At 70.4% G+C, this 24,705-nt stretch carries 22 protein-coding genes; 9 read left to right on the top strand and 13 right to left on the bottom strand.

Annotated elements, in window-relative coordinates; translation table 11 throughout:
- Positions 1 to 304 precede the first annotated feature (304 nt).
- The 5 genes from EDF33_RS02955 to EDF33_RS02935 are packed head-to-tail and all read right to left on the bottom strand — an operon-like array spanning position 305 to position 5,984.
- Entirely contained in the window at positions 305 to 1,165 is an 861-nt protein-coding gene (locus EDF33_RS02955) for an ABC transporter permease (RefSeq protein ID WP_132099256.1), read from the bottom strand.
- On the bottom strand, positions 1,162 to 2,097 hold the full coding sequence (locus EDF33_RS02950; RefSeq protein WP_123339295.1) for an ABC transporter permease: 936 nt from the start codon (positions 2,095 to 2,097) through the stop codon (positions 1,162 to 1,164). Before EDF33_RS02950 ends, EDF33_RS02955 begins: the two co-directional genes overlap by 4 nt.
- Positions 2,094 to 3,314: a spermidine/putrescine ABC transporter substrate-binding protein gene (locus EDF33_RS02945; protein ID WP_165918680.1), complete on the bottom strand. Its 1,221-nt coding sequence runs from the start codon at positions 3,312 to 3,314 to the stop codon at positions 2,094 to 2,096. Before EDF33_RS02945 ends, EDF33_RS02950 begins: the two co-directional genes overlap by 4 nt.
- Positions 3,311 to 4,498 carry an ABC transporter ATP-binding protein gene (locus EDF33_RS02940; RefSeq protein WP_123292904.1) on the bottom strand — a complete coding sequence of 396 codons (1,188 nt, stop codon included), beginning with the start codon at positions 4,496 to 4,498 and terminating at the stop codon, positions 3,311 to 3,313. Before EDF33_RS02940 ends, EDF33_RS02945 begins: the two co-directional genes overlap by 4 nt.
- A gap of 31 nt (positions 4,499 to 4,529) precedes the next feature.
- Positions 4,530 to 5,984 carry an aminobutyraldehyde dehydrogenase gene (locus EDF33_RS02935; protein WP_132099255.1) on the bottom strand — a complete coding sequence of 485 codons (1,455 nt, stop codon included), beginning with the start codon at positions 5,982 to 5,984 and terminating at the stop codon, positions 4,530 to 4,532.
- Positions 5,985 to 6,129: 145 nt separating this feature from the next.
- On the opposite strand from EDF33_RS02935, the gene EDF33_RS02930 reads away from it, so the two are divergent.
- Genes EDF33_RS02930 through EDF33_RS02915 form a run of 4 tightly spaced genes read left to right on the top strand, consistent with a single transcriptional unit; the run spans position 6,130 to position 10,743 of the window.
- Complete coding sequence (locus tag EDF33_RS02930) at positions 6,130 to 6,600, top strand: Lrp/AsnC family transcriptional regulator (RefSeq protein WP_027466949.1); 471 nt, start codon at positions 6,130 to 6,132, stop codon at positions 6,598 to 6,600.
- A gap of 14 nt (positions 6,601 to 6,614) precedes the next feature.
- Positions 6,615 to 8,039 carry an aspartate aminotransferase family protein gene (locus EDF33_RS02925; RefSeq protein WP_132099732.1) on the top strand — a complete coding sequence of 475 codons (1,425 nt, stop codon included), beginning with the start codon at positions 6,615 to 6,617 and terminating at the stop codon, positions 8,037 to 8,039.
- Positions 8,040 to 8,041: 2 nt separating this feature from the next.
- On the top strand, positions 8,042 to 9,406 hold the full coding sequence (locus tag EDF33_RS02920; protein WP_132099254.1) for an FAD-binding oxidoreductase: 1,365 nt from the start codon (positions 8,042 to 8,044) through the stop codon (positions 9,404 to 9,406).
- Positions 9,406 to 10,743, top strand: coding sequence for an NAD(P)/FAD-dependent oxidoreductase (locus tag EDF33_RS02915; protein WP_132099253.1), 1,338 nt, complete (start codon positions 9,406 to 9,408; stop codon positions 10,741 to 10,743). The genes EDF33_RS02920 and EDF33_RS02915 overlap by 1 nt, the downstream gene beginning before the upstream one ends.
- Before the next feature lie 4 nt (positions 10,744 to 10,747).
- Here the strand turns inward: EDF33_RS02915 and EDF33_RS02910 are convergent, their stop codons facing one another.
- The gene (locus tag EDF33_RS02910; protein ID WP_165918697.1) at positions 10,748 to 12,214 is read right to left on the bottom strand and encodes an Abi family protein; all 1,467 of its coding nucleotides are present in this window, start codon (positions 12,212 to 12,214) and stop codon (positions 10,748 to 10,750) included.
- A 135-nt stretch (positions 12,215 to 12,349) separates the two neighbouring features.
- Positions 12,350 to 12,802: a hypothetical protein gene (locus EDF33_RS02905; protein WP_132099251.1), complete on the bottom strand. Its 453-nt coding sequence runs from the start codon at positions 12,800 to 12,802 to the stop codon at positions 12,350 to 12,352.
- Between the two features lie 159 nt (positions 12,803 to 12,961).
- On the opposite strand from EDF33_RS02905, the gene EDF33_RS02900 reads away from it, so the two are divergent.
- Positions 12,962 to 13,615 carry a DUF1345 domain-containing protein gene (locus tag EDF33_RS02900; protein WP_132099250.1) on the top strand — a complete coding sequence of 218 codons (654 nt, stop codon included), beginning with the start codon at positions 12,962 to 12,964 and terminating at the stop codon, positions 13,613 to 13,615.
- 6 nt (positions 13,616 to 13,621) lie between these two features.
- Here the strand turns inward: EDF33_RS02900 and EDF33_RS02895 are convergent, their stop codons facing one another.
- Positions 13,622 to 14,440: an SDR family oxidoreductase gene (locus EDF33_RS02895; RefSeq protein ID WP_132099249.1), complete on the bottom strand. Its 819-nt coding sequence runs from the start codon at positions 14,438 to 14,440 to the stop codon at positions 13,622 to 13,624.
- 106 nt (positions 14,441 to 14,546) lie between these two features.
- Positions 14,547 to 14,987: a VOC family protein gene (locus EDF33_RS02890; RefSeq protein ID WP_123339303.1), complete on the bottom strand. Its 441-nt coding sequence runs from the start codon at positions 14,985 to 14,987 to the stop codon at positions 14,547 to 14,549.
- Between the two features lie 60 nt (positions 14,988 to 15,047).
- On the opposite strand from EDF33_RS02890, the gene EDF33_RS02885 reads away from it, so the two are divergent.
- The 4 genes from EDF33_RS02885 (at position 15,048) to EDF33_RS02870 (ending at position 20,055) form a co-directional block, all read left to right on the top strand.
- Positions 15,048 to 16,082 carry a nitrilase-related carbon-nitrogen hydrolase gene (locus tag EDF33_RS02885; protein WP_131877960.1) on the top strand — a complete coding sequence of 345 codons (1,035 nt, stop codon included), beginning with the start codon at positions 15,048 to 15,050 and terminating at the stop codon, positions 16,080 to 16,082.
- A complete protein-coding gene (locus tag EDF33_RS02880) occupies positions 16,079 to 17,089 on the top strand; it encodes an agmatine deiminase family protein (RefSeq protein ID WP_131877958.1) in 1,011 nt (336 codons plus the stop codon). The genes EDF33_RS02885 and EDF33_RS02880 overlap by 4 nt, the downstream gene beginning before the upstream one ends.
- A 160-nt stretch (positions 17,090 to 17,249) precedes the next feature.
- A complete protein-coding gene (locus EDF33_RS02875; protein WP_123937135.1) occupies positions 17,250 to 18,671 on the top strand; it encodes an APC family permease in 1,422 nt (473 codons plus the stop codon).
- A gap of 19 nt (positions 18,672 to 18,690) precedes the next feature.
- Entirely contained in the window at positions 18,691 to 20,055 is a 1,365-nt protein-coding gene (locus EDF33_RS02870) for an NAD-dependent succinate-semialdehyde dehydrogenase (protein WP_123937134.1), read from the top strand.
- A gap of 84 nt (positions 20,056 to 20,139) precedes the next feature.
- Here EDF33_RS02870 and EDF33_RS20045 read toward each other — a convergent pair whose 3' ends face one another.
- From EDF33_RS20045 to gabT, 4 genes are read right to left on the bottom strand one after another with little or no spacing between them, the layout of a single operon-like run.
- A complete protein-coding gene (locus EDF33_RS20045) occupies positions 20,140 to 20,301 on the bottom strand; it encodes a hypothetical protein (protein WP_159572952.1) in 162 nt (53 codons plus the stop codon).
- A gap of 36 nt (positions 20,302 to 20,337) precedes the next feature.
- Positions 20,338 to 21,726 (bottom strand): NAD(P)/FAD-dependent oxidoreductase, encoded by a 1,389-nt coding sequence (locus EDF33_RS02865; protein WP_132099248.1) that lies wholly within the window; start codon positions 21,724 to 21,726, stop codon positions 20,338 to 20,340.
- Complete coding sequence (locus EDF33_RS02860; protein WP_132099247.1) at positions 21,723 to 23,255, bottom strand: NAD-dependent succinate-semialdehyde dehydrogenase; 1,533 nt, start codon at positions 23,253 to 23,255, stop codon at positions 21,723 to 21,725. Before EDF33_RS02860 ends, EDF33_RS02865 begins: the two co-directional genes overlap by 4 nt.
- Positions 23,252 to 24,613, bottom strand: coding sequence for a 4-aminobutyrate--2-oxoglutarate transaminase (gabT, locus tag EDF33_RS02855; protein ID WP_132099246.1), 1,362 nt, complete (start codon positions 24,611 to 24,613; stop codon positions 23,252 to 23,254). Before gabT ends, EDF33_RS02860 begins: the two co-directional genes overlap by 4 nt.
- Positions 24,614 to 24,705 lie beyond the last annotated feature (92 nt).

Genomic DNA, 24,705 nt, shown 5'->3' with positions numbered 1-24,705 from the left:
CGCGCCTCCCGTCCGCACCGTGCGCACCTCGCCACCCCGTGCGAGGTTCCACGCACCGTGCCCGGTTACAAGCGCGCACCACGCGCGCAACCCCGCACCAGCCCGCGAAAGCCGCACCGTGCTGTGGACGCACACCACCCGCCGGACGGGAGGCACGACGCCAGCCCGCCACGCGCCTCCCGTCCGCACCGTGCACGCTTCGTCACCCCGTGCGAGGTTCCGTGCTCGGTGCGAGGCGCGCGGGCTCGCACGGAGTACGGAACCCCGCACCAGGCCACGCACCTCGCACCGTGCGGGCCGGCGCCTACCCGCGCGTCCGGGCCAGGCGCCGGTTCAGCGCACCGTTCAGCAGCGCCACGAGCAGCCCCACCGCGAACACCAGCGTCCCGAAGCAGAGCACCTGCGGCGGCATCCCGGCCTTCGCGGCGCCGTAGACGAACAAGGGGAACGTGACCGCGGGCCCGGCGACGAACGAGGTGATGACGTAGTCGTCGATCGACATCGCGAGCGCGAGCAGCCCGGCCGCGAGCATGCCCGGCGCGAGCAACGGCAGCGTCACGAGCCGGAAGGCTTGGAACGGCGTCGCACCGAGGTCGCTCGCGGCCTCTTCGAGCACCCGCGACGTGCCGGAGATCCGAGCGCGGAGCACCACCACGACGTACGCGACGTCGAACGCCACGTGGGTGATGAGCACGGTCAGGAACCCGGTGCCGAGGCCCACCGACAAGAAGAACGACAGCGACGCCGAGCCGACCACGATCGAGGGCGCCGCGATGTCCGCGAACACGACGGCGTTCACGGCGCCGCGGCCGGGGAACCGGTACCGCTCGAGTGCCAGGGCCAGCGGCAGCCCGATCGCGACCGAGATGATCGCGGCCAGGAACGCGACGACGACCGAGGTGACGAACGCGGCTCCGAGCCCGGACACGTTGACCAGGTTCGCGTACCAGTACGTCGTGAAGCCGTTCCACGCGAACGACAGCCGGTTCGTCGGGGCGTCGTTGAACGAGTACACGATCATGTAGACGATCGGGACGAGCGTGATCGCGATGGTGACCCAGTAGACGATCGCGAGCCAGGGCCCGCGACGGTTCACGCCGTGGCGGTGGACGACGGGCGACGAGGCGGTCGCGGTGGACGGACGAGTCGGTGCGACGGCGGTCATACGAGGTCCTCGAGGTCGTCGGTGCCGGAGACGCGGGCGTAGATGAACAGGATGATGCCGAGCACGACCATGAGCACGGTCGACAGTGCCGCGGCGACGTTGTACTGCTGGTTGCCGGAGTAGGCGTCCTGGATCGCCTGGCCGATCGTGTACGTGTTCGTGCCGCCGAGCAGCGCCGAGTTCACCGGGTCGCCGACGCTGTCGATGAACACGAGCAGGACGCCGGCGAAGATGCCCGAGCGGGACAGCGGCAGCGTGGTGTGCCAGAACGCCCGGAACTTGCCGGCGTAGAGGTCGTTGGCGGCCTCGCCGAGTCGCGGGTCGATGCGTTCGAGTGCGGCGTAGATCGGCAGCACCATGAACGCGAGGTCGTTGTAGGCGTCGCCGAAGATCACCGCGCCGCCGGTGCCGAGGATGTGGAAGTCCTTGCCCGCCAGGCCGATCGCCTGCAGGAAGGTGACGACCGGACCCTGCGACGCGAGCACGAACGCCCACATGTCGGTGCGGATGATGAACGACACCAGGAAGCTCACGAACACGAGCATGAGCAGCGGGTTCTTCCACCGCGGCGAGACCCGGAACGCGATGAAGTACGCCACCGGGTAGCCGACGATGATGGTCACGACCGTGGCGGCGGCGCCGTACCAGAGGGACCGGAGCAGGAACGTCAGGTAGGGCACCTGCGGGTCGATGAACAGGGAGCCGTAGATCCCCCAGTTCCACGTGAAGGTGTACCCGTCGTCCGGGTTGCCCGACATGAGCGAGACGATGAGCCCCGACACGAGCGGGATGACGAAGAACACGCAGAGGTACGCGGTCCCGACCAGCGCGAGCAGGAAGGGCGTGCTGCGACGGCGTCCCCGACGGACCGGTGCCGGACCAGCACCCGGTGTCGGTGCGGCACCCGGGCCGGCGACTCCGACGGCGGTCACGACTGCACCACCGCGTTGAAGATGCCGTTCCACTCCGAGTACTCGTCGTAGTTCTCGAACACCCGGAACTCGTGCGACCGGTCCAGCACGTCGGAGTCCGGGAACACCAGCGGACTGTCCGCCACCGTCGCGTCGTCGAGCTCGTCACGGACGTAGGCCTCGGCGCTGGGGACCGGGCAGACGTAGTTGACCCAGTCCTCGACGATGCCGGCGATCTTCGGCGTGTAGTAGAAGTCCATCCACTCGAGGGCGGCCACCGGGTTCGCTGCCTGCCGGGGGATCATGAGGTTGTCGTGCCACATCATCTGGCCCTCCTCCGGCGTGACGAACTTCAGGTCCTCGAACCCGGACTGCTGCGCCTGGAAGACGTCGCCGGACCACGCCTGGGTGATCCAGGTGTCGCCGTTCTCGAGCTTGTTGATGTAGCTCTGGTCGTAGAAGCCGGTCACGCTCGGGCGCAGTTTCCGCAACCACGCCTGCGCTTTCCGCCAGTCCGCCGGGGTGGACGTCTCCGGGGCGATGCCGTTCGCGAGCAGCCCGAGGGAACCGAGCTCGGTGTTGTCGCTCATCAGCCCGACGCGGCCCGCGAACGCCGGGTCGAGCAGGTCCTGGAACGACGTGATCTCGCGGTCGATGTACTTCGGGTTGTAGGCGATCCCGGTGAACCCGGTCTGCCAGACGACGGAGTGCTTGTTGCCGGGGTCGTACGTCGGGTCCTTCACCGAGTCACCCGCGTTCGCCGCGAAGTTCGGCAGCCGCGAGTGGTCGAGCTCGCACACGAAGCCGTTCTTGATCATCTGGGTCAGCTCGAACCCGTTGGTCATCACGACCAGGTCGTAGCCGGTGGCACCCTGCGCCCGCAGGATCGGCGAGACGGTCGCGTAGAACGTCGCGTTGTCCTGGATCACCGCCTGGTAGTCGACGCTGATGCCGGTGGCCTTCTGGAACAGCGCGAGCGACTCGGACTTGCCGTGGTCGGAGTCGATGTAGAGCGGCCAGTTCGCGAAGTTCAGCTGCTTCGTCGCCTTGGCGTCCTTCCAGAACGCGGTCCAGTCGACGGCGTTCTCGGCGCCGGAGGCGGCTGAGCCCTTGATGCTGCACCCCGTGAGCAGCGCCGCGAGCGCGGCGGCTCCTCCGCCGGCGAGCAGGCCGCGTCGGCTGACGCGCGCGGACGTCAGTCCGCGCAGCAGGTCCGGGCCGGGTCCCCCGCCGGTCACGCGAGCGATCCTGCCGTGGCGGGTGCGGACTGGAGGCCCGTGGCGGCGTGGGTGGTGACGGTCTGGTCGGACGCGGGGTGCGCCTCCAGGCCGAATCCGTGGTCGACGCCCCACGTGAGCCATACCTCGGTGCCGGTCGCGATCCGCGGTCCGCCCTTCGAGTTCTGCGCGAAGACGGAGACGCGGCCGGCGCCGGGGACGTCCACCAGGTACTGCGTGCTGACCCCGGAGAACGAGACGTCGACCACGCGGCCGGGGCCGAGGATGTTGCGGCCGGCTTCGGGGGTGGGCTCCGAGGTGCGGATCTTGAGCTTCTCGGGACGGACGCCGACGACGACGCTGCCCGAGGTGCGGACGGCGCGGTCGGCCGGGACGGCGATGGTGCCCGCCGGGGTCGCGACCACGAGCAGCGGGCCGTCGGTGCCGCGGACCTCGCCCTCGAGCAGGTTCGACTGGCCGAGGAAGTTCGCGACGAACGCGGTGCGGGGCAGCTCGTACAGGTCCTGGGGGCTGCCCATCTGCTCGATCCGGCCGCCGTTCATGACGGCGACCGTGTCGGCCATCGTCATCGCTTCTTCCTGGTCGTGGGTGACGTGCAGGAAGGTGAGCCCGACCTCGGCCTGGATCGTCTTGAGTTCGAGCTGCATCTGGTGCCGGAGCTTCAGGTCCAGCGCACCGAGGGGCTCGTCGAGCAGCAGGAGTGCCGGCCGGTTCACGATCGCGCGTGCCAGCGCGACGCGCTGCTGCATGCCGCCGGACAGGGAAGCAGGGCGCTTGTCGGCCGAGGCGTCGAGCTCGACCAGGTGCAGGGCCTCGCGCGCCTTCGTCATCGGGTCCGGGATCCGTCGCCGCTTCAGGCCGAACGCGACGTTGTCGAGCACGCTCATGTGCGGGAACAGCGCGTAGTTCTGGAACACCGTGTTGACGGGCCGCTGGTAGGGCTTCGTGTCGGTGACGTCCTCGCCGCCGATCGTGATGGTGCCGCTCGTGGGCTCCTCGAGCCCGGCGACCAGTCGCAACGTCGTGGTCTTGCCGCAGCCCGAGGGGCCGAGCAGGGCGAAGAACGAGCCGGCCGGCACCGTCAGGTCCAGCGCGTCGACCGCGGTGTGCCCGGGGAACGACTTGGTGATCTGCTCGAGTCGGAGATCGGCTCCGGATTCGGCGAACGTGCCGGTCATTGCCATGGTGCCTCCTGCTGCTTCGGAAGGATCGGGGTCAGCCGATGTAGGACATGACGTGCTTGATGCGGGTGTAGTCGTCGAACCCGTACTGGGACAGGTCCTTGCCGTAGCCGGAGTGCTTGAAGCCGCCGTGCGGCATCTCGGCGACGATCGGGATGTGGGTGTTGATCCACACGCACCCGAAGTCCAGGTCGCGGGCGAAGCGCATCGCCCGCGAGTGGTCGGTCGTCCACACCGAGCTCGCGAGCCCGTACTCGACGTCGTTCGCGGCGCGCAGTGCTTCGTCCTCGGTCGTGAAGCGCTGCACGGTCTGCACGGGGCCGAAGACCTCCTGCTGCACGATGCGGTCGGTCTGGCGCAGGCCGGACACGATCGTGGCCTGGTGGAAGTAGCCGACGTCGCCCTGCCGCCCGCCGCCGAGCTCGATCGTGGCGTGGTCGGGGAGCGTGTCGACGAAGGACCGGACCTGGGCGAGCTGGTTCGCGTTGTTCACCGGGCCGAAGTACGGGGTGGCCGTGTCGGCGCCGGTGGTCGCGGTCGCACGTGCCGAGGCGGCGAGCGCCGCCACGAACTCGTCGTGGATGCCGTCCTGCACGAGCACCCGGGTGGCGGCGGTGCAGTCCTGCCCGGCGTTGAAGAACCCCGCGGCGACGATGCCGGCGACGGCGGACGGGATGTCGGCGTCGTCGAACACGATCACCGGGGCCTTGCCGCCGAGCTCGAGGTGGGTGCGCTTCAGGTCGCCGGCGGCGGCGCGGGCGACCTCCATGCCGGCGCGGACGGACCCGGTGATGGACACGAGCTGCGGGGTGGGGTGGTCGATCATCGCGGCGCCGGTGGTGCGGTCGCCGACGACGACGTTGAGCACGCCGGGCGGCAGGAACTCGGCGGCGACCTCGGCGAGCAGCAGGGTGGAGAGCGGAGTGGTGTCGCTCGGCTTGAGCACGGTGGTGTTCCCCGCGGCGAGCGCCGGGGCGAACTTCCACACCGCCATGTTGAGCGGGTAGTTCCACGGGGTGACCTGGGCGACGACGCCGATGGGCTCGCGCCGGACGAACGAGGTGTGGTCGGCCATGTACTCGCCGGCGCTGCGGCCCTCGAGGTTGCGGGCGGCTCCGGCGAAGAAGCGGATCTGGTCGACGGACAGCAGGATCTCGTCCTCGACCAGGGTGGCCCGGGGCTTGCCGGTGTCGAGGGACTCGAGGTCGGCGAACTCCGATGCCCGCTGCTCCATGGCGTCGGCGATCCGGCACAGCGCGAGCTGTCGTTCGCCGGGGGTCGTGCGGCGCCAGGTCGCGAAGGCGGTGCTCGCGCTCGTGAACGCGGCGTCGACGTCGGCGGCCGTGGACACGGGGGACGTGCCGTAGACCTGCTCGGTGGTGGGGTCGACCAGGTCGAACCGGGTGTCCGCGCCCGACTCGACGAACGCCCCACCGACGAAGTTGCGCACCTCGTGCGTCGTGGTCACCGTTTCCGTCGTGTCCAGCATGGCGGTGATCCTGACACGGATTCCGGCGGTTCGGAAGACGGATTCGGAGGTTGTGGAGAACCGTAACAACGGAAATCGTCGCGAAACACGGTGTTCACAACGGAATCCCTTGCGCGCTCCGGGCCTCGCTGCCATGCTGTCCGGCATGGCGGCAGCACCACGACGTCCGGGACCGATCGACGACACCTCGAAGCGGATCATCGAACAACTCCAGGCGGACGGCCGCCGTCCGTACGGCGAGATCGGCAAGGCCGTCGGTCTCAGCGAGGCGGCGGTCCGGCAACGAGTCCAGAAGCTCACCGAGACCGGCGTCATGCAGATCGTCGCGGTCACCGACCCGATGCAGCTCGGCTTCCACCGGCAGGCGATGATCGGCATCCGGGTCAGCGGCGACACCCGAACAGTCGCCGATGCCCTCGAACAGCTGCCGGCGGTCGACTACCTCGTCATGACCGCCGGCAGCTTCGACCTGATGGTCGAGGTCGTCTGCGAGGACGACGACGACCTGATCGAACTGCTCAACGGCACGATCCGGGCCATCCCGGGCGTCGCCGGCACCGAGACCTTCGTCTACCTGCAACTCCGCAAACAGCTCTACGACTGGGGAACGCGATGACCATCTCAGACCAGATGACCGGACAGCCCACGCGGCTCCACTCCTACGACCCGTTCGCCCCGGTCGACGACGCCGACCTGCAGCGGAAGTCCCGGGACCACCTGTGGATGCACTTCGCCCGGCACGGTGCGAACCAGGCCGGTGCCGACGTGCCGATCATGGTGCGCGGCGAGGGCCACCACGTCTTCGACAGCCACGGCAAGGGCTACATCGACGGTCTCTCCGGCCTGTTCGTCGTCGCCGCCGGCCACGGGCGGAAGCGCTTGGCCGAGATGGCCGCGAAGCAAGCGGAGACCCTGAGCTTCTTCCCGATCTGGTCCTACGCGCACCCGGCCGCCATCGAGCTCGCCGACCGCCTGGCCGAGCACGCCGCCGGTGACCTCAACAAGGTCTTCTACTCGACGGGCGGCGGCGAGGCGGTGGAGACCGCATTCAAGCTCGCGAAGTACTACTGGAAGCTCCAGGGCAAGCCCATGAAGCACAAGGTCATCTCGCGCGCGGTCGCCTACCACGGCACCCCGCAGGGTGCCCTCGCGATCACCGGCATCCCGGCGATGAAGCAGATGTTCGAGCCGCTGACGCCCGGCGGCTTCCGGGTGCCGAACACGAACTACTACCGCGCCGAGGAGATGGGCTTCCCGGGCGGCACCGAGGAGCAGTTCGGGGTCTGGGCGGCCGAACGCATCCGCGAGATGATCGAGTTCGAGGGCCCCGACACCGTCGCCGCGGTCTTCCTCGAGCCGGTGCAGAACTCCGGCGGGTGCTTCACGCCGCCGCCCGGGTACTTCCAGCGCGTGCGCGAGATCTGCGACGAGTACGACGTCCTGCTCGTCTCCGACGAGGTCATCTGCGCCTTCGGCCGGATCGGCACCATGTTCGCCTGCGACACCTACGACTTCGTGCCGGACATGATCACGTGCGCCAAGGCGATGACCTCGGGGTACTCCCCCATCGGCGCGACCATCATCAGCGACAAGCTCTTCGAGCCGTTCTCCAAGGGCGACACGACCTTCTACCACGGGTACACGTTCGGCGGGCACCCGGTGTCGGCCGCCGTCGCGATGGAGAACCTCGACATCTTCGAGGAAGAGGGCCTGCTCGCGAACGTGCGGCAGAACGCCCCGCTGTTCAAGGCCGAGCTCGACACCCTGAAGGACCTGCCGATCGTCGGGGACGTCCGCGGTGACGGCTACTTCTACGGCATCGAGCTCGTCAAGGACAAGGCCACCAAGACGACCTTCGACGACGACGAGTCCGAGCGGCTGCTGCGCGGGTTCCTGTCGAAGGCGCTGTTCGACGCCGGGCTGTACTGCCGGGCGGACGACCGCGGCGACCCGGTCGTGCAGCTCGCTCCGCCGCTGACCATCGGGCAGCCGGAGTTCCGCGAGATCACCTCGATCCTGCGGAGCGTCCTGTCCGAGGCGTCGTCGAAGATCTGACCGTGAGCGGCTACCGGGGCGTCTCGTTCTGGCTCGACCAGCTCGCGTCCACCGGACGCGACGACCTGGCGCCCCGGCCGCCGCTCGACGGCGACACGACCGCGGACGTCGCGATCGTCGGCGGTGGGCTGACGGGTCTCTGGACCGCCTGGTACCTGCACCAGGCCGACCCGGGCCTCCAGATCGTCGTCCTGGAACGCGAGATCGCCGGGTTCGGCGCCTCCGGTCGCAACGGGGGCTGGTGCTCGGCGCTGTTCCCGCGATCCGCCGAGTCCGTCGCGCGCGAGCACGGCCGCGACGCCGCACTCGCGCTGCGCGCAGCGATGCGCGACACCGTCGACGAGGTCGGACGCGCAGCGGCCGAGGCCGGGGTCGACTGCGACTACGTGAAGGGCGGCACCGTCCTCTACGCGCGCTCCGCCGTGCAGGAACGCGCGGCGCACGACGAGGTCGCCTCGTCGGCCGAGTGGGGCGACGCCATGACCTGGCGCCCGGCTCGGCCCGGCGACGCCGCCGGATCGGCGGGGGTCGCGTGGACCCCGGACTGCGCGCGGGTGCAGCCCGCCGCACTGGTGCGTGGCCTGGCGGCCGCCCTGGAGGCCCGGGGCGTCCGGATCGCGGAGCACACGCCCGCCTCGACGTGGGGCCACGGGCGTGTGGTCACGTCGCGGGGGACCGTCACGGCCGGCGCGGTCGTCATCGCGGTCGAGGGGTACGGCGCACAGCTCGAACAGACGAAGCGACGGATCCTGCCGCTCTACTCGCTCATGATCGCGACCGCTCCGCTGCCCGGGGCGGTGTGGGACCGCATCGGCCTGGAGCACGGGCAGACGTTCTCCGACTACCGGCACCTGCTCGTGTACGGGCAGCGCACGGTGGACGACCGACTGGCGTTCGGCGGACGCGGAGCCCGCTACCACTGGGGGTCCGCGATCACCCCCGGCTACGACCGGGTGCCACGCGTCTTCGAGCACCTGCGGAAGTCCCTGGTGGAGTTGTTCCCCGCCGTCACCGACGCCCCGATCACCCACACGTGGGGCGGCCCGCTCGGGGTGCCGCGCGACTGGTGCGCGTCCGTCACCTGGGACGGGCACGTCGGCACCGCTGGCGGCTACGTCGGTGACGGACTCTCCACGACGAACCTGGCCGGGCGGACGCTCGCCGACCTCGTGCGCGGGGTCGCGTCGCCGCTCACCGCGCTGCCGTGGGTGAACCACCGCTCGCCCGACTGGGAGCCCGAGCCGCTCCGGTTCCTCGGGGCGAACGCCGGGCTCGTGGCGACCGACCTGGCCGACCGCGAAGAAGCCCTGACCGGACGGCCGAGCCTGGCGGCGCGGCTGATGGCACCCCTGACAGGAGGCCACTGATGGCTGCACTCGATGCCGACGTCGTCGTCGTGGGAGCCGGGGTCGCCGGGCTCGCCGCTGCCCGGGCGCTCGCACTCGACGGCCAGCGAGTCGTCGTGCTCGAGGCCCGCGACCGGATCGGCGGCCGCACCTGGACCGACACCGCGCTCGGCGTGCCCGTCGACCTCGGTGCCTCGTGGATCCACGGCGTCGACGGCAACCCGCTCTGGGCCCTGGCTCCCCGCTTCGGCATCGAGACCGTCGAGTTCACCGTCGGGAGCTTCCAGTTCGACGGCCGGCCGATCGCGTGGCACGGCCCCTCCGGCGGACCGCTGTCCGAGGCCTCGGCCTCGGCGTTCGTCGCGGACCTGCACACCGTCGACGCCGTCCTGGACACCGTCATCGCACACGCTCCACCGCCCTCGACGTACGCGGCCGCCGTCGACACCGTGCTGCGGTCCCTGCAGTGGCAGGGCGACCGGGCCGCGCGGGTCCGCGAGTACATGGCGCACCGCTCCGAGGACCTCTGCGGCGCACCCGTGACCGTCCTCGACGCCCGCGGCCTCGAAGAGGAACACGTCCCCGGCGACGAGGTGGTGTTCCCCGGCGGCTACGCGCAGTACGCCGCCGCCCTGGCCGAGGGGCTCGACGTCCGGCTGTCCGCGGTCGTGCGGTCGGTGACGCAGTCCGCGACGGGTGTCGTGGTCGGACTCGCCGACGGTTCGTCGGTCACGGCGGACGACGTCGTCGTGACCGTCCCGCTCGGGGTGCTGCAGGCCGGCGACGTGACGTTCGACCCGCCGCTCGCCGAGGCGGTCACCGGTGCGATGGGCCGACTCGGGATGGGCGTCTACGACAAGGTGTTCCTGCGGTTCCCGGAGCGGTTCTGGGGCGAGTCGTGGGTGGTCCGCCAGCAGGGGTCGGCCGGTGTCGACTGGCACTCCTGGTACGACATGTCCCGCGTGACCGGAGCGCCGGTACTGGCCGCACTGGTCGGCGGGACCGGGGCCCGGCGCCTCGAGACCCTGCCGGACGCCATGATCGTCGAAGAGGGCGTCGGTGGCCTGCGGCGGATGTTCGGCCCGTCGGTCCCCGAACCCGAGGCGTTCCGGATCACCCGGTGGGCCGACGACCCGTTCGCACGAGGCTCCTACTCGTACCTGCACGTCGGGGCGTCACCGGACGACCACGACCTGCTCGGAGCGCCGTCCGGCCGGGTGCAACTCGCCGGGGAGGCCACGTGGGGAAACGACCCGGCGACCGTGCACGGCGCGCTGCTGTCCGGACTGCGGGCGGCCGGGCGGTTGCTCGGCTCCGAGGTCGAGCCGCTCGTGCTCGCGACGCCCGTCAGGGGCTGATCCGTCAGCCGAGGAGGTCAGTCTCCGGCAGCGGGGGCAGCAACGAGTCGAGCAGCGCGTTCGTCAACGACCCGGCTTCCAGCGCACGGCGTGGGGAGTCGGAGCCGAGCACAGCCTGCTGCACGTTCCACCACTGCAGGGCATCCCACCGCTGCTGCTCTGTCCCGTCGCCACCCTGCAACAGGCGGCGGTTGGCGTTGATGACGACGGGGAAGAGGTCACCAGTCTCGTCGTTGAACTGGAATGCGGGGTACCGGTGCGCCTGCGCGCCCGGCACTGCGAGTACGGCACCCTGCTTCCGGTAGTAGCCGAGCCGGCTCCGCTGCTTCGATTGAGACTCCTTGTGCCAGAGCCGAGCTGCCGCATCGACTGGGTACAGCAAGTCGATCCCTCGCAGAGCTTCTGCCCGCTCGAGGAGGACGCGGTCTCTCGCGTAGTCGGGCTGCCACACTCGTTCGGCTTCCCACCCCTGCGGGAATCCCATTCCACGCAACTTCTCGGCGCTGTCACCGGCGAACGACTCGATCAGGTCACGGAGCCCATCGCGTGTCTCGTTCGAGCCGTCGATGCGCACGAGGAAGTACGCGAGGACGACGAGTGTGCCGTAGACACGGCTCGACGGACGCGAGACCGGCGTCGTCCCGCTGATCTCGTCTGCCTGCTCTCGGAGGTGAGCCAGCTCAGGAGCGCCCTCAGGCACGGCGAGGGGAGCGGTCAGGTTCCGGTTCCACAACCGGGCATGGTGCGCCGCGGTGTTGCGGACCTGTCGCAGGTGCTCGAGCCAGTTGCTCAGGGCAGCTGCGTCCCCGTTGCCGTCGGGGAGGTACAGGTCGAAGTCGATTGCGATCTGTTGTCGGTGCCGCTGGCTCATACCGCCGAACAGCCTGTTGAGCGTGCCGAAGGACATGACCTCCGTTGCCGCCCAAACCGGCAACGGTCTCCCGTAGGTAGCCTCGAAGTGCGGCATGAAAGTCTCGTTCGACAGCTCCTCGGCGCGAGCCTGCTTCCGAAGCCACGACTGGTGGTCGCTTTCAATGTGATCGCAGGCGCTCGTACAGTTCGGCCCACTGCAACTGCGATTCCTCGATCGAGTCCAATCTGAACTCAACGCTGACGGATCGGTATGGGTGAACGGTCCCGTTCGTCCCAGGAGGTGCCCGATCCGAAATCGGAGAGCGACCTCGACCCGTGACAGCGCGAGGAGAACCGCGGCTCGCAGCGCTTCATCGAACCGATAGCTCGCGATGACGTCGGCCAGACTCGAGCCTGCAACGAAGTCGGACGGGCGCGCCTCACCCTCCGCGCTTGCAGGAACGCGAAAGGGATACCAGTAGCCGGAGAGTCGGTAGTACCCGATCGACGCCAGGGCGTTGAGCGCGGTCGTCTTGTCTCCGATCTGAAGACCGCGTCGCTCGATGAGCTCCAGCTGGTCCTCGACGGACAGGAACGGCTTCGCGTAGGTGCTCGTCACACCGTCATCGTAAAGAAAACTGGCCGCCTCCCCTTGTCGGGAATGACGGCCAGTCGTGATGCCGCAACGATACCCCGACGGCCCGCCAATGTCACCCCCTCAGGCGACGTCGTGCTGCACCGCGGTGGGAACCCTTCAGTCGAACGCGGGGGTGTCGACCGAGCACGTCACGGGCTCACCCGCGGCAGCGGTCTCCGTGGCGATCTCGCGCTTGCCGTCGAGCAGGATCCGGCAGGTCGCCGTCGCGCCCCGCGCCGGGGCCGCCCGGACCGAGGCGCGCTGCTCGGCGAGGACGATCGACTCGTGCTCCCAGGTGCCCGCCTCCTGCGTGCCCGTCTTCTGGGTGCCCGTTTCCTGCGTGCCGAGTCGGTGCACCTCCGGGGCGTCGCCGCGCTTCTCGGCGCCCTCGACGCGGACGTCGGTCAGTTCCGACCCGGCCGACCCGTCGACCTGCACCTGGTACGTGACCGCCCAGGCGTCGCCGGTCTGCTGCTGGATGAAGGAGCAGCCGGTCGCGGTGAGGGCCAGGCCCCCGGCGAGGACGGCGGCTGCCACGAGACGGACGGGGCGGTGGATGCGTTCGGTCATGGCTCCAGCCTCGACCGGTGGCGATCCGGTGTCGTCCGCCGCTCGGTGCGCCGTCGTGCACCTCCGGGGCGACCCCGCGTCCGTCGCGCGGTGGACACGACGGACCGACGCGCCGCCACGGGTCACCTCCGCGCGAAGCCGGTGCGCGACACTCACACCGTGACCCCGACCAGGACCCGCCACCGCCACGAACACCGCGCACCGGTGGCGATCGCCGTCCTGGTGAACCTCGGGCTCAGCCTGTTCCTGCCGAGCGAGGTGCTGTTCTTCCCGTCGTGGGTGGTCCCGGTGCTCGGCGTCCTGCTGCTGATCCCGCTCGTCGTCTTCAACCCGCGGCGACTGACCCGCGAGACGACCTGGTCGCGGTGGGTGTCCTTCTCGTTGGCGATCCTGCTCACCGTCGCGAACCAGCTGACCGTGGTCCGGACGATCGAGGTGCTCCTCGGTGGCCAGGCCGACGGCGGTGCCGTGCTGCTCACCGCCCTGCAGGTGTGGGTGAGCACGATCATCGCGTTCGGGCTCGTGTACTGGGAGCTCGACCGGGGCGGGCCGGTGGCTCGTCGTCGTCCCGAGCTGTGGACGAGTGCCGAGGCCGACTTCCAGTTCCCGCAGGAGACCGACCCGAAGACCGCCGCGTGGCGACCGGTGTACCTGGACTACCTCTACGTCGCGATGACGAACATGGTGGCGTTCAGCCCGACCGACACCATGCCGATGACCGTGCGCGCGAAGATGATCATGGCCTACCAGGCACTCGGCGGGTTCATCCTGCTGGCCCTGGTCATCTCGCGCGCGGTCAACATCATCAGCTGAGGTCGCTCAGGAGCCGTGTGCCTCCTCCGACACAGGCTGCCACTCGCGCCAGGTCGCCAGGCGGGACTCGTAGTCCTTCTCGGCGATGCCGAGCGGCGCCTTGCCGAAGAAGACGCGCAGGGGCGGCTGCTCGGCGTCGACGACCTTCAGGATCGCCGAGCGGGTCGCCTCGGGCTTGCCGGGGTCGGCGGCCGACGGGCGCTTCGACGCGGCCTCGCGGACGTCGGCGTAGGCGGCGATCTCGTCGCTCTTCTTCGACGACGGTCCGGACCAGTCGGTCGAGAAGCCGCCCGGCTCGATGAGCGTCACGTGGATGCCGAAGCCGGCGACCTCCTGCGACAGGGACTGCGACAGCCCCTCGAGCGCCCACTTCGACGCGTGGTAGGCGCCGACCGTCGGGAACGCGCTGATCCCGCCGATGCTCGACACCTGGATGACGTGCCCGGAGCCCTGCTCCCGCATGATCCGCAGCGCGGCCTGGGTCACCCAGAGCGCTCCGAACAGGTTCGTCTCGAGCTGGGCTCGGACCTCGTCCTCGGTGAGTTCCTCGACCATGCCGAAGTGGCCGTAGCCGGCGTTGTTCACGACGACGTCGAGCGAGCCGAAGTGCTCCGCCGCACGCTGCACGGCCGCGAAGTCCGCGGCACGGTCGGTCACGTCGAGCTGCAGTCCGAGGAACGTGTCCGGGTACTGGTCGACGAGTGCTTGCACGTCGTCGGTGTCGCGGGCCGTGCCGGCTACGGAGTCTCCACGTTCGAGGGCGGCTTCCGCCCACTCGCGGCCGAAGCCCTTCGACGCTCCGGTGATGAACCAGGTCTTGCTCATGCTGTCTCCTCCTGAGATCTGACGCGATCAGGCAACGCTCCCCGCTTCCGTGGCACCTGGAGGTCCGGGTGACGGACGCGGCAAGCGGACACCAGCGGACCGCGACTCAGGGTCGAGGTGCCGCGAACTCCAGGTTGACGTCGTCGGGGTCCTGCACGGACAGGATCACCAGGCCGAACGGCGGCAGGTCGGTGACGTCGCCGTGCTCGATGCCGGCGGCGTCCAGCCGCTCGACGGCGGCGTGCAGGTCGTCGACGGACCCGACGCGGAACGACACGTGGTCGAGGCCGACTCGATCGGGATCGAACCGGTCCTCGGCGGGGGCGACCGGTCGCAGGCCGAGCGTCTGCCCGCCGAACGTGAACGAGCACCCGCCGTAGGTCCGCCACGGGTCGTCGTGGATCGTCGGGTCGTCGATCTGGTCGCTGAAGTCACTGCCGGGCGACATGCCGAACAGCTGCTCGTAGAAGGCCTTGCTCCGGCGGATGTCCGTGACCGTGAGGCGCACGTGCGAGAAGCCGAGCGGCGTGACGATGGGTTCGCTCATCACCCCACCCAACTCCCCCTTGGCCTTGCGCTCATTGACCATGCGATCAACAATGTCGGGATGGACGTCGTCATCGCTCCCCCGCACCCGTCTCCGCTGCACCAGGACACCGGCACCCCCCGCCGCTCGACCCGCGTCGCCCTCGTGCAGGTGCGTTGGCTCGCGGACCCCGCTGCCCACCGCGCACAACTCACCGACGGCATCGCCACCGCCGCGGCCAACGGCGCCGCGGCGGTGTTCCTGCCCGAGCTCACCCTGCGCCGCTACCCCGGCGACACTCCGGCCAGTGGTGTCCCGAAGGACCTCGCCGAGTCGCTGCAGGACGGTCCGACGGTCACCTTCGCCCGCGCACAGGCGATCGAGCACGGGGTGTTCGTCCATGCCTCGCTGTACGAGCGCCCTGCCGACGACGACCAGCCCGACGACCCCCGCGGCTACAACACCGCCGTCCTCGTCGCCCCCGACGGCACCCTGGTCGGTCGGACCCGCAAGACCCACATCCCGATCAGCGCCGGCTACTACGAGGACACGTACTTCCGCGCGGGGACGGACGACGACGCCTTCCCGGTGTTCGAGCCGGCGGGACTCGGCGCACGCCTCGGGCTGCCGACCTGCTGGGACGAGTGGTTCCCCGAGGTGGCCCGGTCCTACGGCCTCGCCGGGTCCGAGGTCCTGGTGTACCCGACGGCGATCGGCTCCGAGCCGACGTTCCCGGACTTCGACACCGCGCCGATCTGGCGTCAGGTCATCGTCGCGAACGGCATCACCGCCGGCCAGTTCATGGTCGTCCCGAACCGCTGGGGCGACGAGGGCGACATCACGTTCTACGGGTCGTCGTTCATCTCGGACCCGTTCGGCCGCGTGCTCGCCGAGGCGCCGCGTGACGCCGACGCGGTGCTCGTGGCGGACCTCGACCTCGAGGCCCGGACGGAGTGGCTCCGACTGTTCCCCTTCTACGTGACCCGTCGCCCCGACCTCTACGCGGGGCTCGTCGCCCCGGTCGACGAGGACCGCCACGCGTACGGCGCACGCGACGCGATCGACGCGGCCATCGGGGTGGCGGCGACCGACGCCGGACCGGAGGTGCGCGCATGACGTGGGTGATGCCTCCCGAGACGGCTCCGCAGGAACGCACCTGGATGGCGTTCCCGCGCCCCGGCCTGACACTCGGTGACGACGCGGCGAGCGCCGAGGCGGCGCGACGGACGTGGGCGACCACCGCCAACACGATCAGCGAGCACCAGCCCGTCACGATCGTCGTGGACCCGGTCGCGCGAGCCGACGCTCGTCGCCTGCTGTCGACCGCGGTCGAGGTGCTCGAAGCGCCCCTCGACGACTTCTGGATGCGCGACATCGGGCCGACGTTCGTCGTCGACGACGTGACCGGCGAGCTCGGCGCCGTGGACTGGGTCTTCAACGGCTGGGGCGCGAACTCCTGGTCGACGTGGACCCGTGACGCCGAGGTCGCCGCCACGGTCGCGGCCGCCGCCGGTGCGCGGCGGATCCCGTCGCTGCTCGTGAACGAGGGCGGGGCGATCCACGTCGACGGCACGGGCACGGTCCTGGTGACGGAGACCGTGCAGCTCGATCCGCGACGGAACCCGTACGCCGACCGCGAGCGCGTCGAACTCGAGCTCGCCCGGACGATCGGCGCGACGGACGTGGTCTGGCTGCCCCGCGGCCTGACCCGTGACTACGACGGGTTCGGGACCCGGGGCCACGTCGACATGGTCGCGACCTTCGCCGATCCGGGCACGGTCCTGCTGCACGCGCAGCCCGACGCCGGCCACCCGGACCACCTGGTGATGCCGCAGATCCGTCGGGCGCTCGAGCAGGCCACGGACGCGACCATCGTCGAACTGCCGGCCCCGTCGACCCTGACCGACGACGACGGCCCGGTCGACTGGAACTACGTCAACCACGTGGTGGTGAACGGCGCCGTGATCGCCTGCGCGTTCGGTGACGCCGTCGCCGACGACCACGCCCGCGGCATCCTCGCCGACGTGTACCCGGGTCGTCAGGTGCGTTCGATCGACGCTCGTCAGGTCTTCGCGCGCGGCGGCGGCCTGCACTGCATCACGCAGCAACAGCCGGCGGTCTGATCCATCGCCGCGGTGTACAGCAACTGCCCGACGTATGTACACCGCGGCCGGTCCACCGAGCACTCGCACATCGGTATGTTGCTCCGAACCAGTCCGGGCGACGCTGCCCAGCCCAGCTCCGGCGCTGCCCACCTCCGACCCAGCAGGGAAGTCCACGCACATGGCATCACCGACCGCGGTCCCCACACCGACAGCACCGGCAACACCTGCGCGCGGCGGTTCCCTGAAGCGGAGCCTCGGACTCTGGGCGATCGTCGGCCTGGGCCTCGGCTACATGACCCCGACGGTGGTGTTCGACACCTTCGGCATCGTCTCCGGGCAGACCGACGGCGCCGTGCCGAGCGCGTACCTGATCGCGCTGGTCATCATGGCCCTGACGGCGATCAGCTACGGGAAGATGGTCCGGGTCTACCCGGCAGCCGGTTCGGCCTACACGTACGTGCGGGAGTCGATGCACCCGAACCTCGGGTTCATGGTCGGCTGGGCGTCCCTGCTCGACTACCTGCTGCTGCCGATGGTGAACGCCCTGATCATCCGGCTCTACCTGGAGCAGGTGTTCCCGGCACTGCCGTCGTGGGTGACGGTCGTCGTCTACACGGTGTTCGTGACGACGGTGATCTGCCTGTCGATGCGTGGCACGTCGAACCTCAACATGGTGCTGCTCATCGGCGCGATCCTGGCGATGATCGCGTTCGTGGTCTTCACCGTCATCGAACTCGTCCACGGTGCCGGCGCCGGCACGATCGCGAGCACCGAGCCGTTCGTGCACGACGGCGTGACGATGTCCGCCCTGCTCACCGGTGCGACGGTGGTCTGCTTCTCGTTCATCGGCTTCGACGCCGTGACGATGTACACGGAAGAGGCGAAGTCGATCCGGATCATGCCGAAGGCGATCATGCTGACGGTGCTGCTCGGCGGCGCGATCTTCCTGGTGTCCGCGTACTTCGCGCAGCTGCGGTTCCCGACGAACACCCCGTTCGGCGAGTTCACCGACGACCCGCTCCCCCAGATCGGCCTGCTCGTCGGTGGCCCGGTGTTCCAGGCGGTCCTGGTGTCGGCCGGGTTCGTCGCCGCGTTGGCGTCGGGGCTCGCCTCGCACGCGAGCGTCGCCCGCATGCTCATGGTGATGGGTCGGAACAACGTCCTGCCGAAGCGGGTGTTCGGCTACGTCAACCCGCGCACGCACACCCCGGTGTTCAACGTGGTCTTCGTCGGGGCGGTCACGCTGCTCGCGATGAGCTTCTCGCTCGACACCATCTCGTCGTACATCAACTTCGGCGCGCTCGTCGCCTTCACCTTCGTCAACGCGAGCGTCATCGTGCACTTCGCCGTTCGGCAGGGCCGCCGCCACACCGCGGGTGACCGGTGGAAGTACATCGTCCTGCCCGGCCTCGCGATGGTCCTGACGGGTGTGCTCTGGTCGCAGCTCCACGCCGACGCACTGATCGCAGGAGGAGTGTGGGCGGCGATCGGCTTCGCCTACCTGCTCGTCATCACGAAGGGCTTCCGGGTGCTGCCGAAGAGCTTCGACGAGAACCAGCCGGTCACCGGCGTCAACAAGCAGCTGACCGACCAGGCCTGACCCACCACGAGAGGACGCCATGTACGCCGTCACCGACCCCACCACGGGCACGACCCTCGAGACGTTCCCGACCATCACCGACGACGCGCTGCGCGCCGCCGTCACCACCGCCCACCAGACCCACGGCGAGTGGGGCCGCACCAGCACCGTCGCCGACCGCGCGGCCCTGCTCCACCGCGTCGCGGACCTGTACCGGGAGCGTCACGCCGACCTCGCCGCCACGATCGTGCGCGAGATGGCGAAGCCGATCGACCAGGCCGAGGGCGAGGTGGACTTCTGCGCCGACATCTACGACTACTACGCCGACCACGCCGAGGAGTTCCTCGCCGACCAGCCGATCACGCTGGCCGACGGCTCCGAGGGCAGCGCCTTCATCCGGAAGTCGTCGATCGGCGTGCTGCTCGGCATCATGCCGTGGAACTTCCCCGCCTACCAGATCGCTCGGTTCGCCGGCCCGAACCTGCTCATCGGCAACACGGTCCTGCTCAAGCACGCACCGCAGTGTCCCGAGTCGGCCCTGGCGATCGAGCGGATCTTCCACGACGCCGGGTTCCCCGAGGGCGCGTACACGAACGTCTTCGCGACGAACGACCAGGCCGCAGACGTCATCGCCGACCCGCGCGTGCAGGGGGTTTCGCTGACCGGGTCCGCCCGCGCCGGTGCCGCCGTCGCCGAGATCGCCGGCCGGAACCTCACGAAGGTCGTGCTCGAGCTCGGTGGGTCGGACCCCTTCATCGTGCTGTCCACCGACGATCTCGACTCCGTCGTCGAGTCCGCCGTCACGACCCGCCTCGAGGGCAACGGGCAGGTCTGCAACGCCCCGAAGCGCTTCCTGGTGGTGGACGACCTGTACGACGACTTCCTGGCGAAGTTCACGACGGCCATGTCGGCGGTTTCGCCGACCGACCCGTCCGTGCCCGGTGCCGAGCTCGGCCCGCTGTCGTCCCCGACCGCCGCGGACCGGCTGCAGGAGCAGCTCGCGTCCGCCGTCGCGCAGGGTGCGACCGTCGTCACCGGTGGTGACCGCCAGGGCAACGCCTTCGTGCCGACGATCCTCACCGACGTCACGCCGGACAACGACGCGTACCGCGAGGAGTTCTTCGGCCCCGTCGCCGCCGTGTACCGCGTCGCCGACGAGGACGCCGCCGTCGCACTCGCCAACGACACCCCGTACGGCCTCGGCTCGTACCTGTTCACGACCGACGCCGACCAGGCACTCCGCGTCGCGGACCGGCTCGAGGCCGGCATGGTCTACGTCAACATCGTCGGCGCGGACAGCCCCGAACTGCCGTTCGGCGGCGTCAAGGCGAGCGGCTTCGGCCGCGAGCTCGGCCCCCTGGGGGCCGACGAGTTCGTCAACAAGAAGCTGATCCGCATCGGCTGACGGACGCTCTGGACCCGGCTCCACGACGGACGGGAGGCACGGTGCCAGCTGGCACCGTGCCTCCCGTCTGCTCGTCGGTCGCCGCTACTGCTGCGGGTCGGCGGGCTCGCCGCCGGAGTCCGTGTCGCTGTCCTGCGCGGGGTCCTTCGTCGCGTCGCCCGTGGGCGACCCGTCCGGCAGGTCCTCGGTGTACTGCGCTTCGGCCTCGCTGGGGTCGCTGGATCCGTTCGCCGTCGTGTCGCTCATGGCCCGGACGCTACGCGCGGTCGGCGCTGCACCCGTTCAGACGGACGAGGCGGCAGCGCCCGAGCCGGCGGCGACCAGGGTCACGGCCAGGATCTCGTCGGCGACCTCGCGCCCGATCCGCACCGCACCGTCGACGTGCTGGTACCCCTGCCCGGCCAGGTCGCTCGACGCGAACCGGATCGGACCGACGGCTGCACGCTGGTCGGCTCCGTAGCGGACGAGCCCGCCCAGGTCGAAGCTCGCCGCGTAGGCGCCGCGGGTCCACTCCTCGGTGCCCCAGTCGCTCTCGTAGTACACGACCGGGCGCAGGGCCTCGTCGCCGTAGTAGTGCGCGAGCGATGCGAGCACGCGGGCCTTCCGTTCCTCGGCCGACAGCTCGAACAGGTCGTCCGCGTGCTGGTCGGAGACGAACCCGACGAGCGTGCCCTGCTCCGAGCCGTGCTCGGTGTTGTCGTACGCCTCGTGCACGACCTCGTACGGGCTGAACGCGGTGCCGGAGAGCCCGGCGCCGCGCCAGAACGGCCGGTCGTAGACGGCGTGCACCTTGATGACGAAGCCCATCGACAGGTGCTGGTGCAGCTGGTGCTGGCGACGGGGCAGCGGGGGTTCGTACGAGATCCGCGAGTACAGGGGCGGCGGCACGGCGACGAGCGCCTGCCGAGCGTGGACCTCGAGGCCGCCGTCGGCGAACGCGACGACCCCGTCGTCGGTCCAGCGCAGGGTGCGCACCGGCGCGTTCAGGTGCACGGCGTCACCGAGGCGCTCCGCGAGGCGTTCGGACACCTGCTGCATGCCGCCGACGACGCGCTTGTCCAGGATGAAGTCGGCGTCGACCAGGTTCGTGAAGCTCCCGGCAGAGGCAGCCATCAGCAGGGCCTGCAGTGCCGAGAACGCGTGTGCCGGCTTCGTGAGCATGGCGCCCGCGATGAACAGTTCGACGTTGTCGGTGGCGACGCGGTCCGGGCTGAGCGCGTGCAGCCAGGCACGGAAGGAGACCTCGTCGAGTGCGGCGGCGTCCGGGGTCTCCCAGGGGCGAGCGGGGTCGACCGCCGCGACGTACTCGTCGATGACCGTCACGAGTCGCTCGATCTCGTTCGCCGTCGCCTCGGGCAGCGGGAAGATGTCGCCGGTGTACTCGGTGCGGGTGCCCTCGGCGTCGACGTAGACGCTGGAGCCCTCGCGGTACCGGTCGTAGGTGTCGAGCCCGAGTTCGTCGAGGGTCTCGAGCAGCGCGGTCTGGTCGGGCGAGACCCACTGGCCACCGATCTCGAGCGTGACCCCCTCGATGTCGTTCGTCCAGGTGCGGCCGCCCACGCGGTCGCGCGCCTCGAGCACCGTGACGGTCAGTCCCGCGGCGCGCAGGCGGTTCGCGGCGGTCAGGCCGGTGACACCGGCTCCGATGACGACGACGTCGCTCTCGATCATCGTGCTGCTCCTTCGGTGGTGGTGCTCCGGAACGGGTCCGGGGTCAGCGTGTACATGGTCTCGAGGTACTCGGCGATGCCCTCGCCGCCGCCCTCGCGGCCGAGGCCGGACTGCTTCACCCCGCCGAACGGGGCCGACGCGTTCGAGACGACCCCGGTGTTGAGTCCGAGCATGCCGGTCTCGAGCCGCTCCATCAGGCGCTGGCCGCGGGCCGGGTCCTCGGTGAACGCGTAGCCGACCAGACCGTACTCGGTGTCGTTGGCGGCGGCCACGGCCTCGTCCTCGGTCCGGAAGGTCCGGATCGCCAGGACGGGTCCGAAGATCTCGTCGCGGAGCAGGTCGCTGCCGGGCTGCACGTCGGTCAGGACCGTGGGCGCGTAGAAGGTGCCGGGGCCGTCGACCGGGTGTCCGCCGGTGCGGAGCGTCGCCCCGCGGTCGAGCGCGTCGGTGACCAGGCGGTGCGCCTTGTCGACGGCACGGTCGTCGATGAGCGGTCCGATGGCGACGCCGTCCTCGGTGCCGCGTCCGACGCGCATGGCCTCGACACGTTCGGTGACCCGGCGCGTGAACTCGTCGACGACGTCCTCGTGCACCAGGAACCGGTTCGCGGCGGTGCAGGCCTGCCCGGTGTTGCGGAACTTGGCGGCGAGCGCGCCCTCCACGGCCAGGTCGAGGTCGGCGTCGGCGAACACCAGGAACGGGGCGTTGCCGCCGAGCTCCATGCTCGTCCGGAGCACGTTCTGCGCCGCCTGGGCGAGCAGCGTGCGTCCGACCGGCGTCGAGCCCGTGAAGGACAGCTTCCGGAGCCGGGGGTCGGCGATCACCGGCGCGGAGACGTCGGCGGCCCGCGTGGTCTGCACCACGTTGACCACCCCGGCGGGCAGACCGACCTCGCGCAGCAGGTCGACGAAGAGCAGGGTCGTGAGCGGCGTCAGTTCGGCCGGCTTCACGACGACCGTGCACCCGGCGGCGAGCGCCGGTGCGATCTTCCGGGTCGCCATCGCCAGCGGGAAGTTCCACGGCGTGATGAGGAACGCGGGGCCGACGGGCTTGTGCGAGACGGTGGCACGGCCGGTGCCCTCGGGGTTGGTGCCGTACGAACCGCCGATCCGGACCGCTTCCTCCGAGAACCAGCGCAGGAACTCCCCGCCGTACGCGACCTCGCCGCGGGCCTCGGCGAGCGGCTTGCCCATCTCGAGCGTCATCAGCAGCGCGAACTCCTCGCGGCGTTCCTGCAGCAGGTCGAACGCGCGACGGAGCAGCTCGGCACGGTGCCGCGGCCGTGTGCTCGCCCAGCCCGTCTTGGCTGCTTCCGCGGCGTCGAGGGCTCGAACACCGTCCTCGGGGGTTGCATCGGCGATGTCGAGCAGCGTCTCGCCGGTGGCGGGGTCGACGACGGCGAAGGTCCGGCCGTCGGCCGACGGCTGCCAGGCGCCGTCGACCAGGAGGCCCGTGGGGACGCGGGCGAGCAGCTCGCGTTCGGCGTCGGTGCGGTCGGCCGCGGGGGCGGTGGTGGTGCCGGTGGTCATGCTGTTGCGAGTCCTTCCAGGACGACGTCGAGTCCCTCGTGGAGCAGGGCGTCGTCGATCGACAGTGGGGGCAGGAACCGGACGACGTTGCCGTACGTGCCGGCGGTCAGCGCGATGACGCCGTGCTCGAACGCAGACCGCACCACCTTCCCGGTCAGTGCTGCGTCCGGTTCGCCGGTCGCGGGGTCCACGAGTTCCATCGCGACCATCGCGCCGCGTCCGCGGACGTCACCGATCCGCGGGTCGGTCGTCTGCGCGGCACGGAGTCGTCCGAGCAGCACGTCCCCGATCTCGCGGGCTCGGTCGATCAGCCCGTCGTGCTCGAACGCGTCGATCGCGGCGAGTGCGGCAGCGCAGGCGATCGGGTTGCCGCCGTAGGTGCCGCCGAGCCCGCCGACGTGCGCGGAGTCCATGATCTCGGCGCGCCCGGTCACGGCGGACAGGGGCAGACCGCCGGCCATGCCCTTCGCGGTCGTGACGACGTCCGGCACGATCCCCTCGTGCTCGCTCGCGAACATCGACCCGGTGCGCGCGAAGCCGGTCTGCACCTCGTCGGCGATGAGCACGACGCCGTTCGCCGTGGTCCACTCGGACAGGGCGGTGAGGAACCCGGGCGCGGGGACGACGAACCCGCCCTCCCCCTGGATCGGCTCGATGAGCAGCGCCGCGGTGTTCGCCGCGCCGACCTGCTTCTCGATCTGGCTGATCGCGCGCTTCGCCGCCTCGGGCCCGGAGAGCCCGTCGTGGAACGGGTAGGACATCGGCACCCGGTAGACCTCGGGCGCGAACGGGCCGAAGCCGTCCTTGTAGGGCTGGTTCTTGGCGGTGAGCGCCATCGTGAGGTTCGTGCGGCCGTGGTACGCGTGGTCGAACACCACGACGGCCTGCCGACCGGTGTGCTTGCGCGCGATCTTCACGGCGTTCTCGACGGCCTCGGCGCCGGAGTTGAACAGCGCCGTGCGCTTGTCGTGGTCGCCGGGGGTCAGCCGGTTGAGTGCCTCGGCGACCGCGACGTACCCGTCGTAGGCGGCGATCGTGAAGCACGTGTGGGTGAAGGCAGCGACCTGCTCGGTGACCGCGGCGACGACGGCGGGGTGCGCGTTGCCGACGCTGGTCACGGCGATCCCGGACCCCAGGTCGACGAACGAGTTGTCGTCCGCGTCCACGACGACCCCGCCACCGGCCGCGACGACGGCGATCGGCACGGCGACGCCGACCCCGGCTGCGACGGCTCCGGCCTTCCGCGCCATGAGCTCGCGTGACCGGGGGCCGGGGACGGCCGTGACGAGCCGTCGTTCCTGGGGCAGCGAGGGGCCGCCGGTGGGCGCACTGATCGAGGGTGCTGCGGTGGAGGACATGCGGCGATGGTAGGAGCCTGCGGTGACCACGGCGGCTGTCCACCGTGTACATCGAGCACCGGCCCGATCGCCCCGGTGGATAAGGTGCTCCC

Source organism: Curtobacterium sp. PhB146 (genome assembly GCF_004342995.1).
GTDB lineage: Bacteria > Actinomycetota > Actinomycetes > Actinomycetales > Microbacteriaceae > Curtobacterium.
Note: the sequence above shows the minus strand (reverse complement) of the source record. Positions and strands in the feature narration are given on the sequence as shown.

What these genes read in the sequence shown, in the direction of transcription:
- EDF33_RS02955 (WP_132099256.1), bottom strand. Translation starts at nt 1,165, where the DNA reads ATGACCGCCGTCGCACCGACTCGTCCGTCCACCGCGACCGCCTCGTCG.
- EDF33_RS02940 (WP_123292904.1), bottom strand. Translation starts at nt 4,498, where the DNA reads ATGGCAATGACCGGCACGTTCGCCGAATCCGGAGCCGATCTCCGACTC.
- EDF33_RS02935 (WP_132099255.1), bottom strand. Translation starts at nt 5,984, where the DNA reads ATGCTGGACACGACGGAAACGGTGACCACGACGCACGAGGTGCGCAAC.
- EDF33_RS02930 (WP_027466949.1), top strand. Translation starts at nt 6,130, where the DNA reads ATGGCGGCAGCACCACGACGTCCGGGACCGATCGACGACACCTCGAAG.
- EDF33_RS02925 (WP_132099732.1), top strand. Translation starts at nt 6,615, where the DNA reads ATGACCGGACAGCCCACGCGGCTCCACTCCTACGACCCGTTCGCCCCG.
- EDF33_RS02915 (WP_132099253.1), top strand. Translation starts at nt 9,406, where the DNA reads ATGGCTGCACTCGATGCCGACGTCGTCGTCGTGGGAGCCGGGGTCGCC.
- EDF33_RS02905 (WP_132099251.1), bottom strand. Translation starts at nt 12,802, where the DNA reads ATGACCGAACGCATCCACCGCCCCGTCCGTCTCGTGGCAGCCGCCGTC.
- EDF33_RS02895 (WP_132099249.1), bottom strand. Translation starts at nt 14,440, where the DNA reads ATGAGCAAGACCTGGTTCATCACCGGAGCGTCGAAGGGCTTCGGCCGC.
- EDF33_RS02890 (WP_123339303.1), bottom strand. Translation starts at nt 14,987, where the DNA reads ATGAGCGAACCCATCGTCACGCCGCTCGGCTTCTCGCACGTGCGCCTC.
- EDF33_RS02885 (WP_131877960.1), top strand. Translation starts at nt 15,048, where the DNA reads ATGGACGTCGTCATCGCTCCCCCGCACCCGTCTCCGCTGCACCAGGAC.
- EDF33_RS02880 (WP_131877958.1), top strand. Translation starts at nt 16,079, where the DNA reads ATGACGTGGGTGATGCCTCCCGAGACGGCTCCGCAGGAACGCACCTGG.
- EDF33_RS02875 (WP_123937135.1), top strand. Translation starts at nt 17,250, where the DNA reads ATGGCATCACCGACCGCGGTCCCCACACCGACAGCACCGGCAACACCT.
- EDF33_RS02870 (WP_123937134.1), top strand. Translation starts at nt 18,691, where the DNA reads ATGTACGCCGTCACCGACCCCACCACGGGCACGACCCTCGAGACGTTC.
- EDF33_RS20045 (WP_159572952.1), bottom strand. Translation starts at nt 20,301, where the DNA reads ATGAGCGACACGACGGCGAACGGATCCAGCGACCCCAGCGAGGCCGAA.
- EDF33_RS02865 (WP_132099248.1), bottom strand. Translation starts at nt 21,726, where the DNA reads ATGATCGAGAGCGACGTCGTCGTCATCGGAGCCGGTGTCACCGGCCTG.
- EDF33_RS02860 (WP_132099247.1), bottom strand. Translation starts at nt 23,255, where the DNA reads ATGACCACCGGCACCACCACCGCCCCCGCGGCCGACCGCACCGACGCC.
- gabT (WP_132099246.1), bottom strand. Translation starts at nt 24,613, where the DNA reads ATGTCCTCCACCGCAGCACCCTCGATCAGTGCGCCCACCGGCGGCCCC.